This window comes from Klebsiella sp. SWET4, from assembly GCF_024296565.1.
GTDB lineage: Bacteria > Pseudomonadota > Gammaproteobacteria > Enterobacterales > Enterobacteriaceae > Klebsiella > Klebsiella variicola.
The window spans coordinates 185532-195658 of the sequence record NZ_JANCOB010000010.1 but is presented as its reverse complement, the minus strand read 5'-3'; the positions used below and the strand labels follow the sequence as shown (position 1 = coordinate 195658).

Annotated in this window: 7 protein-coding genes; 5 read left to right on the top strand and 2 right to left on the bottom strand. The window is 59.8% G+C overall.

The annotated features are described in order from the left end of the window. Nucleotides 1-434: 434 nt before the first annotated feature. Nucleotides 435-1556 carry a cupin domain-containing protein gene (locus NKJ21_RS21355; protein ID WP_012542999.1) on the top strand — a complete coding sequence of 374 codons (1122 nt, stop codon included), beginning with the start codon at nucleotides 435-437 and terminating at the stop codon, nucleotides 1554-1556. Nucleotides 1557-1619: 63 nt separating this feature from the next. On the opposite strand, the gene NKJ21_RS21350 is transcribed toward NKJ21_RS21355, so the two are convergent. Both NKJ21_RS21350 and cusR read right to left on the bottom strand, forming a co-directional pair. Then, entirely contained in the window at nucleotides 1620-3053 is a 1434-nt protein-coding gene (locus NKJ21_RS21350; protein ID WP_023339519.1) for a Cu(+)/Ag(+) sensor histidine kinase, read from the bottom strand. Beyond that, the gene (gene cusR, locus NKJ21_RS21345; RefSeq protein ID WP_008807068.1) at nucleotides 3043-3726 is read right to left on the bottom strand and encodes a copper response regulator transcription factor CusR; all 684 of its coding nucleotides are present in this window, start codon (nucleotides 3724-3726) and stop codon (nucleotides 3043-3045) included. The genes NKJ21_RS21350 and cusR overlap by 11 nt, the downstream gene beginning before the upstream one ends. Nucleotides 3727-3898: 172 nt before the next feature. Here cusR and NKJ21_RS21340 point away from each other — a divergent pair, with 172 nt between their 5' ends. Genes NKJ21_RS21340 through NKJ21_RS21325 form a run of 4 tightly spaced genes read left to right on the top strand, consistent with a single transcriptional unit; the run spans nucleotide 3899 to nucleotide 10114 of the window. Further along, complete coding sequence (locus tag NKJ21_RS21340) at nucleotides 3899-5284, top strand: efflux transporter outer membrane subunit (protein ID WP_149302369.1); 1386 nt, start codon at nucleotides 3899-3901, stop codon at nucleotides 5282-5284. A 17-nt stretch (nucleotides 5285-5301) separates the two neighbouring features. Next, nucleotides 5302-5646 (top strand): cation efflux system protein CusF, encoded by a 345-nt coding sequence (gene cusF / locus NKJ21_RS21335; protein ID WP_016160208.1) that lies wholly within the window; start codon nucleotides 5302-5304, stop codon nucleotides 5644-5646. A 44-nt stretch (nucleotides 5647-5690) separates the two neighbouring features. After that, nucleotides 5691-6953 (top strand): efflux RND transporter periplasmic adaptor subunit, encoded by a 1263-nt coding sequence (locus NKJ21_RS21330; protein ID WP_042948380.1) that lies wholly within the window; start codon nucleotides 5691-5693, stop codon nucleotides 6951-6953. 11 nt (nucleotides 6954-6964) lie between these two features. Continuing rightward, nucleotides 6965-10114 carry a CusA/CzcA family heavy metal efflux RND transporter gene (locus NKJ21_RS21325; protein WP_043875866.1) on the top strand — a complete coding sequence of 1050 codons (3150 nt, stop codon included), beginning with the start codon at nucleotides 6965-6967 and terminating at the stop codon, nucleotides 10112-10114. Nucleotides 10115-10127: the final 13 nt, after the last annotated feature.

Genomic DNA, 10127 nt, shown 5'->3' with positions numbered 1-10127 from the left:
TAGCGCTCTGTCGCGAGGTGGCGTATATTACGCTTTCCTCTTTCAGAGTCAACCCTGAATTTCAGGATTTTTCTCTTCAACCGAACTGGCTGTTTGTGTGAAGTGATTCACATCTGCCGTGTCAGTGGGAGCGCATTATAGGGAGTTCGCCGGAAGTAGCAAGCGTTAAAATAGAAAAATCTTATCGACCGCTCATTATTTGAACTTTTCGCTTATTCATCTTCTTACCATTCAAGGCGCCATCCCAGTGTTCATGCGGCCTGCAGCGCCGTTTACGCTAAGATCGTTTTTTGGCAAAAATGTGATTTTTCTCTCTTACCCAACGCCATTATCGCGCCGATGGTGAATTAAGCACCACTCTTGACCCACGACAAAGCGCCCACCTGGCCCCCGTTTCTATAATCAGGCCCGTTTCTTCTTACTGGTAATAATCGATGGCTTATCAACTCAACATTAACTGGCCCGAGTTTTTAGAGAAGTACTGGCAAAAACAGCCGGTGGTATTAAAAAACGCGTTTCCGGACTTCGTCGACCCGATTACCCCGGACGAGCTGGCCGGATTAGCCATGGAGCCGGAAGTCGACAGCCGACTGGTCAGCCTGACCAACGGCAAATGGCAGGCCAGCAATGGTCCTTTTGAACATTTTGACGGGCTGGGCGAAACCGGCTGGTCGCTGCTGGCCCAGGCGGTAAACCACTGGCATATGCCCGCCGCCGAGCTGGTGCGCCCGTTCCGCGTACTGCCGGACTGGCGTCTGGACGACCTGATGATCTCCTTCTCCGTCCCCGGCGGCGGCGTCGGCCCGCATATCGATCAGTATGACGTCTTTATTATTCAGGGCATGGGCAGCCGCCGCTGGCGCGTGGGCGATAAGCTGCCGATGCGTCAGTTCTGCCCGCATCCGGCACTGCTGCACGTCGATCCGTTCCCGCCGATCATTGATGAAGATCTGCAGCCGGGCGACATCCTCTATATTCCGCCGGGATTCCCACACGATGGCGTGACCCACGAAACCGCGCTGAACTACTCCGTCGGCTTCCGCGGGCCAAACGGTCGCGACCTGATCAGCAGCTTCGCCGACTATGTGCTGGAGAACGATCTTGGCGGCGAGCACTACAGCGATCCGGACCTCACCTGCCGCGAGCATCCGGGCCGGGTTGAGGAGTATGAACTCGAACGTCTGCGCACCATGATGATCGACATGATTCGCCAGCCGGAAGACTTCAAGCAGTGGTTCGGCAGTTTCGTGACCACCCCGCGTCACGAGCTGGATATTGCGCCGGCGGAACCACCGTATGAAGAAGAGGAAGTGGTCGATGCGCTGCTGGGTGGCGAAAAGCTTTCTCGTCTGAGCGGCCTGCGCGTTCTGCATATCGGCGACAGCTTCTTCGTGCATAGCGAACAGCTGGACACCACCGATGCCGAAGCGCTGGATGCGCTGTGCCGCTATACCTCATTAGGTCAGGAGGAGCTCGGCAGCGGCCTGCAGAATCCGGCGTTCGTGAGCGAACTGACGCGGCTGATTAATCAGGGCTACTGGTACTTCGAAGAGTAAGAGAGCGGCAATACTGCGGGCGGCCGCCTGGCGCTGCCCGCTGACTTTCAGCCGTTATTGCGTCTATTTCGGCAGCACCACAATAAACCGCGTCGAGCGCCGATCGGACTGCACCGCTACGCTGCCGTGGTGGGCGCTGACGATGGATTTCACAATCGCCAGGCCGATACCGCTGCCCTCGCCTTTGCGCTGACGCGAGGGGTCGACGCGATAGAAACGGTCAAACAGCCGCGGAAGATGCTCGACGGCAATCGGCGTACCGGGATTCTCCACCACCAGACGGATCGTCTCGGCGCTTTCGCTCAACTGGATGGTCACCGCCTGGCCGGCCGGCGTGTAGCGGATCGCATTCGACAGCAGGTTGCTGATCGCTCGCCGCAGCATCAGCGGATCGCCCGTCACCCGGCAGTGGCTGCCGACAAAGCGCAGCGCCACCGCCTTCTCTTCCGCCCACGCTTCAAAGAACTCAAACACCTTATGCACTTCATCAGCCAGATCCAGCGCCTGTTGCTCAGGGATCAGCTGGTTATTATCCGCCTGGGCGAGGAACAGCATATCGCTGACCATCCGTGACATCCGCGAGAACTCTTCAAGATTGGAATAGAGCACCTCTTCCAGCTCCTGCTGGCTGCGGCTCTGGCTTAAGGCGATTTCAGTTTGCGTCACCAGGTTAGTAATCGGCGTGCGGATTTCATGGGCGATATCGGCGGAGAAGTTGGACTGGCGGGTAAAGACGTCCTCTATGCGCTCCAGCATATGGTTAAACGACAGCGCCAGCCGTTCCAGCTCGATAGGCACGGCCTGCGGGTCAAGGCGCACGTCGAGATCCCGCGAGGTAATATTCTGGATCTGGCGACTGATCTGGCGGATGGGCTTATGCCCCTGATAGACCACAAACAGCACGATGGCGATGATCAGCAAACTGATTATCGTCGCCGCGGAAATCAGCTTCGCTTTCAGCTCATTAATATAGTGCAGGTGAAAATCGATGGATAAGGCCATCAGCAGGTGGTACGCCGGTTTGCCGTCCGCCTGCTTGCCCAGCGGCAGCATGATCAGCCGCCAGGCGCGGGTCTCCATTGGATGATTATCATGAACCATCTTTCGCGGCTGCGGGTCAGTCCATGAAATCACATTCCCGTCGCGCAGCTGCATCGCCAGCCCCGGCGTACTCAGCATATGGCTGAGATCCGGCCCGTCGGGCGACTGAAACAGAATATTGCCCTGGCCGTCGTCCAGACAGATAAAGACGTTGGCGTAACCCGCAATGATATTCCTCACGATCTCCAGCCGCCGCGCCTGCGGGTAGTCAGCGTGGTCGAGGACCGTCTCCAGCGTGGTGCTGAGCTGCCTGAGATCGTGCACGTCGCGCTCTTCAAAGTGGGCCTTCACCGAATGGATCATGATCCAGGTGAAGGCAAAGAAAGCGATGATGGTGGCGAGGCTGATAAAGAAGGTCAGCCGGGTTGCCAGGGAAAAGGGGCGCTTAGCGGCCATCCGGCACCTCAAGCATATAGCCGACGCCGCGCACGGTCTGGATAAGCTTCGGCTCGAAGTCGTTATCGATTTTGGCGCGCAGCCGCTTCACCGCCACGTCGATGGCGTTAGTGTCGCTGTCGAAATTCATATCCCAGACCTGCGAGGCAATTAACGAACGCGGCAGCACCTCGCCCTGATGGCGCAGGAAGAACTCCAGCAGAGTGAATTCCTTACTGGTCAGGGTGATACGCGTCGCGCCGCGCGTCACCTTGCGGCTGACCAAATCGACGCTGAGATCCGCCGCCTGAAACTGGCTTTCGACGATGACCGCCGCTCCACGGCGCAGCAGGGTCCGCACTCGCGCCAGCAGCTCCGCAAAAGCAAATGGCTTCACCAGATAGTCGTCGGCGCCCAGCTCCAGGCCCTTCACCCGATGCTCGATAGTGCCAAGCGCGGTGAGCAGCAGGATCGGCATCCCTTTATTGGCAGCCCGCAGCATGCGGACGATATCCCAGCCGTTCACATCCGGCAGCATGATGTCGAGGATCAGCAGATCGTAATCGCTGGTCATTGCCAGGTGATAGCCGTTAAGGCCGTTATCGGCCAGGTCGACGACGAAGCCGGCCTCGGTGAGCCCTTTGGTCAGGTACTCTCCGGTTTTCTTCTCATCTTCGACAATCAAAATCTTCACGGCAGGCTCCTTCACGCGCGTTCTGTGCGGGTATTCAATTTTAGAGGAGCGCCTCCGGATAGCAATGAAATATCAGGAAAATGACAGCTTTGTCATTTTCCTGTCACGCCCTGAACAGAGCCCGCTACGTAAAGTAGCTGCCATGGATAAATCGTCGAAACCGTCTGCCGCCATGCGCCCAATAAAGCTTCTTACTCTCAGCGTGATATTCGCCTTAACCGGCTGTCTGTCGCTCGCTCCGGACTACCAGCGCCCCGCCGCGCCGGTGCCGCAGCAATTCTCTCTCAGCCAGAACAAGCTGGTTACCGCGATGGCGGGTTACCAGGAGACCGGTTGGCGCACCTTTTTCGTCGACCCGCAGGTGAAAAGCCTGATTAGCACCGCGCTGATAAATAACCGCGATCTACGGATGGCGACGCTGAAAGTGCAGGAAGCTCGCGCCCAGTACCGGGTTACCGACGCCGACCGCTCCCCGCAATTGAACGGTGACGGCAGCACCACCTATGGCGGCAAGCTTAAAGGCGACACCACCACCAGCAGCGATTATGCCGCCGGCCTGAATCTCAGCTATGACCTCGACTTCTTTGGCCGGTTGAAAAACCTCAGCGAGGCCGACCGGCAGAACTTCTTCGCCAGCGAAGAGGCGCGGCGTGCGGTGCATATCCTATTGATTGCTAACGTTTCACAAAGCTACTTCAACCAGCGGCTGGCGGCAGCGCAGTTGCAGGTGGCCAACGACACCTTACAGAACTATCAGCAGTCTTACGCCTTCGTTGAAAAACAGCTGCTGACCGGAAGCACCACCGTGCTGGCGCTGGAGCAGGCGCGCGGGATGATCGAAAGCACCCGCGCCGATATCGCCGAACGTCAGGGCCAGCTGGCGCAGGCCAATAACGCCCTGCAACTGCTGCTCGGCAGCTACCAGCATCTGCCGGACGATAGCGCCAGCAGCGCGGTGGACCTGAAAGGCGTAACCCTGCCGCCGTCGCTCTCCTCAGAGATCCTGTTGCAGCGGCCGGATATTTTAGAGGCCGAACACAGCCTGCGGGCGGCCAACGCCAACATCGGCGCCGCGCGGGCGGCCTTCTTCCCGGCGATCACCCTGACCAGCTCGCTCTCCGGCAGCAGCAGCGAGCTCTCCAGCCTGTTTAACGCCGGCAGCGCGATGTGGAACTTCATCCCCAAAATTGAACTGCCGATTTTCAACGCCGGGCGCAATCAGGCCAACCTCGATCTGGCGGAAATCCGCCAGCAGCAGCAGGTGGTCAACTATGAGCAAAAAATACAGTCCGCCTTTAAAGAGGTGGCCGACGCGCTGGCCCTGCGCCAGAGCCTGGCCGATCAGATTGCCGCCCAGCAGCGCTATCTCGCTTCACTAAATATCACCCTGCAGCGCGCTACTGCGCTCTATCGTCACGGCGCGGTCAGCTACATCGAAGTCCTGAGCGCCCAGCGCGACATTTTTACCACCCGACAAACCCTGCTGGAACTCAACTATTCCCGTCAGGCAAATGAAATCACCCTTTTCACCGCCCTCGGCGGCGGCTGGATGGAATAACCCAAGGAGTCCCGATCATGAATTCACTCTCTAAAGTCGCCCTGTTCACTCTGATTTCTGGCGCGGTGTTCGCCGTCCAGGCCGCCGACCCGCATGCCGGCATGGCGATGCACGAACAACCCGCCGTCACGCAGACGCAAAGCATCAGCGGCAAAGGGGTCATTAAAGCTATTGATATGGATAGCAAAAAAATCACCATCGCCCACGAAGCCATCCCGGCGGTGAACTGGCCGCCGATGACCATGCGCTTCACCATCACCCCGCAGACGCAGCTCAACAATGTGAAGAATGGCGACAGCGTGGACTTCACCTTCGTTCAGCAGGGCAACCTGTCGCTGCTGCAGGATATTCGCGCCCACTAATGGCCCGGCGACGGTAAGCCCCTCAACGACTAAATGGACGACACATGGCATCCCTGACACTGAAAAATACGGCGCTGATCCTTGGCAGCATGGTGATTGGCGGCGCGCTTACTGCGGCGCTGTACGCCCGGCTTTCCCCGCCCCACGCTGCCGCTCCGGCGGCCGAGCAGCAGCGTAAAGTGCTGTTCTGGTACGATCCGATGTACCCGAACACCCGCTTCGATAAACCGGGTAAATCGCCGTTTATGGATATGGATCTGGTGCCGAAATACGCCGATGAGGGAAGTACCGCCGCCGGTGCGCCGGGGGTGCGTATCGACCCGACGCAGACCCAGAATCTCGGCGTAAAAACCGCCGCGGTCACCCGCGGGCCGCTGCGCTACGCTCAGACCTTCCCGGCCAACATTAGCTATAACGAGTACCAGTATGTGATTATGCAGGCGCGGGCGGCGGGCTTTATCAATAAAGTCTATCCGCTGACCGTCGGCGACAAGGTGAAACAAGGCACGCCGCTCCTCGAGCTGACCATCCCTGACTGGGTGGAAGCGCAGAGCGAATATCTGTTATTGCAGGAAACTGGGGGCACCGCCACCCAGGTTGAGGGGATCCTCGAACGCCTGCGCCTTGCCGGAATGCCGGATGACGATATCCGCCGCCTGAAAGCCACGCGTAAAATCCAGACCCGCTTTACCCTCAAAGCACCGATCGATGGCGTGATTACCGCTTTCGATCTGCGCGCCGGAATGAACATCGCCAAAGATAATGTGGTGGCGAAAATTCAGGGCATGGACCCGGTGTGGGTCAGCGTGGCGGTGCCGGAATCCATCGCCTGGCTAATTAAAGACGCCTCGCAGTTCAGAATTCAGGTTCCCGCCTGGCCGGGGAAAACCTTCAGCATCAGCAAATGGACCCTTCTCCCCAGCGTCGATAGCGCCACCCGCACCCTGCAGCTGCGCCTGCAGGTCAACAACCCGGATGAAGCGCTGAAGCCGGGGATGAACGCCTATCTGCAACTGACCAGTGAAAGCGAACCGATGCTGCTGATCCCGTCAAAAGCGCTGATCGACAGCGGCAGCGAGCAGCGAGTGATTACCGTGGATAACGAGGGGCGCTTCGTGCCGAAACTCGTGCAGGTATTCCATGAATCCGCTGGCGTCACGGCCATTCGCAGCGGGCTGCAGGAGGGTGAGAAAGTCGTCGCCAGCGGCCTGTTCCTGATCGACTCGGAAGCCAATATCTCCGGCGCGCTGGAGCGCATGCGTGCGCAGGCTCCCGGTACCGCGGCCCCTGCCGCCCACGCGCACTGAGGAACGGAACCATGATTGAATGGATTATCCGCCGCTCGGTGGCCAACCGTTTCCTGGTGATGATGGCGGCGCTGTTTCTCAGCATCTGGGGGACCTGGACCATCGTCCATACCCCGGTGGACGCTCTGCCGGACCTCTCCGACGTACAGGTGATCGTCAAAACCAGCTACCCGGGACAGGCGCCGCAGATCGTCGAAAACCAGGTCACCTGGCCGCTGACCACCACCATGCTGTCGGTACCCGGCGCCAAAACGGTTCGCGGCTTCTCGCAGTTTGGCGACTCCTACGTCTACGTGATTTTTGAAGACGGCACCGATCCTTACTGGGCGCGCTCGCGGGTGCTGGAGTATCTCAACCAGGTGCAGGGCAAACTTCCCGCCGGGGTCAGCGCCGAAATGGGCCCGGACGCCACCGGCGTCGGCTGGGTCTTCGAGTACGCGCTGGTCGACCGCAGCGGCAAGCACGACCTCGCCGAACTGCGCTCCCTGCAGGACTGGTTCTTAAAATATGAGCTGAAAACCATCCCTAACGTCTCGGAAGTGGCGTCGGTGGGCGGCGTGGTCAAGGAGTACCAGATTGTCGTCGACCCGATGAAGCTGACCCAGTACGGCATCAGCCTCGGCGAGGTGAAATCGGCGCTGGACGCCTCTAACCAGGAGGCGGGCGGCTCTTCCGTCGAACTGGCGGAAGCCGAATATATGGTGCGCGCCAGCGGCTACCTGCAGACGCTCGACGACTTCAAAAACATCGTGCTGAAAACCGGTGACAACGGTGTGCCGGTCTATCTCGGCGACGTCGCGCGGGTGCAGATCGGCCCGGAAATGCGCCGCGGTATCGCCGAGCTTAACGGCGAAGGCGAAGTGGCCGGCGGCGTGGTGATCCTGCGCTCCGGCAAGAACGCCCGCGAAGTGATCTCGGCGGTCAAAGCGAAGCTGGCGTCGCTGCAAAGCAGCCTGCCGGAAGGGGTTGAAGTGGTCACCACCTACGACCGCAGCCAGCTTATCGACCGCGCCATCGACAACCTCAGCCATAAGCTGCTGGAAGAGTTTATCGTCGTCGCGCTGGTCTGTGCCCTGTTCCTGTGGCACGTACGCTCGGCGCTGGTGGCGATTATTTCGCTGCCGCTCGGCCTGTGCTTCGCCTTTATCATGATGCATTTCCAGGGGCTTAACGCCAACATCATGTCGCTGGGCGGAATCGCCATTGCGGTAGGGGCGATGGTCGATGCCGCCATCGTGATGATTGAGAACGCCCACAAGCGGCTGGAGGAGTGGGAACATCAGCACCCGGGAGAGAAGCTCAGCAACGACATCCGCTGGAAAATCATTACCGAGGCGTCGGTGGAGGTCGGCCCGGCGCTGTTTATCAGCCTGCTGATCATTACCCTGTCGTTTATCCCGATTTTCACCCTCGAAGGCCAGGAGGGCAAACTGTTCGGCCCGCTGGCCTTCACCAAAACCTGGTCGATGGCCGGGGCGGCGCTGCTGGCGATCGTGGTGATCCCGATCCTGATGGGCTTCTGGATCCGCGGCAAGATCCCAGCGGAGAACAGCAACCCGCTGAACCGCTTTTTGATCCGCATTTATCACCCGCTGCTGCTGAAGGTGCTGCACTGGCCGAAGACCACCCTGTTGATTGCGCTTCTGTCGATCCTGACAGTTGTCTGGCCGCTTAACCGGGTCGGCGGCGAGTTTCTGCCGCAGATCAACGAGGGCGATCTGCTGTATATGCCGTCAACGCTGCCGGGGATCTCCGCTGCGCAGGCGGCGGATATGCTGCAGAAAACCGATAAGCTGATCATGACTGTGCCGGAAGTGGCCCGGGTGTTCGGCAAAACCGGCAAAGCCGAAACCGCTACCGACTCGGCGCCGCTGGAGATGGTAGAGACCACCATTCAGCTTAAGCCACAGGATCAGTGGCGACCGGGGATGACCATGGAGAAGATCGTCGAGGAGCTGGACAAGACCGTGCGCCTGCCGGGGCTGGCGAACCTGTGGGTGCCGCCGATCCGCAACCGCATCGACATGCTCTCCACCGGCATCAAGAGCCCGATTGGCATTAAAGTTTCCGGCACTAATCTGGCCGATATCGACGCCATCGCCGAACAAATTGAAGGGGTGGCGCGCACCGTGCCGGGAGTCACGTCGGCATTAGCCGAGCGGCTGGTCGGCGGGCGCTACCTCAATATTGATATTCAGCGTGAGAAGGCGGCCCGCTACGGGATGACCGTCGGCGACGTGCAGCTGTTCGTCTCGTCCGCCATCGGCGGCGCGATGGTTGGCGAAACGGTAGAGGGCGTCGAGCGCTACCCGATCAACATCCGCTACCCGCAGAGCTATCGCGACAGCCCGGAGACCCTCCGCCAGCTGCCGATCCTCACGCCGCTGAAGCAGCAGATCGTCCTCGGCGACGTGGCTGAGGTGAAGGTGGTCACCGGACCATCCATGCTGAAGACAGAGAACGCCCGCCCGACCAGTTGGATCTACATCGACGCCCGCGACCGCGACATGGTGTCGGTAGTGCACGATCTGCAGCAGGCCATCGGCAAGGAGGTGAAGCTGAAGCCGGGCATCAGTGTGTCCTACTCCGGGCAGTTTGAGCTGCTGGAGCGCGCCAATCAGAAGCTGAAGCTGATGGTGCCGATGACGCTGATGATTATCTTCGTGCTGCTGTATCTGGCGTTCCGCCGCGTCGGCGAGGCGCTGCTGATTATCACCAGCGTGCCGTTCGCCCTCGTCGGCGGGATCTGGTTTCTCTACTGGATGGGGTTCCATTTATCGGTAGCCACCGGGACCGGCTTTATCGCCCTGGCCGGGGTGGCGGCGGAGTTTGGCGTGGTGATGCTGATGTACCTGCGCCACGCCATCGAGGCTGAACCGTCGCTGGAGAACCCGCAGACTTTCAGCGTCGATAAGCTCGACGAGGCGCTGTACCAGGGGGCGGTGCTGCGCGTGCGGCCGAAGGCGATGACCGTGGCGGTGATTATCGCCGGCCTGTTGCCGATTTTATGGGGCACCGGCGCCGGGTCGGAAGTGATGAGTCGCATCGCCGCGCCGATGATTGGCGGGATGATCACCGCCCCGCTGCTGTCGCTATTTATCATTCCGGCGGCATATAAGCTGATGTGGCTGTCCCGGCATCGGGGCAAGCGTAGCGAATAACTCGCCGCGTTTA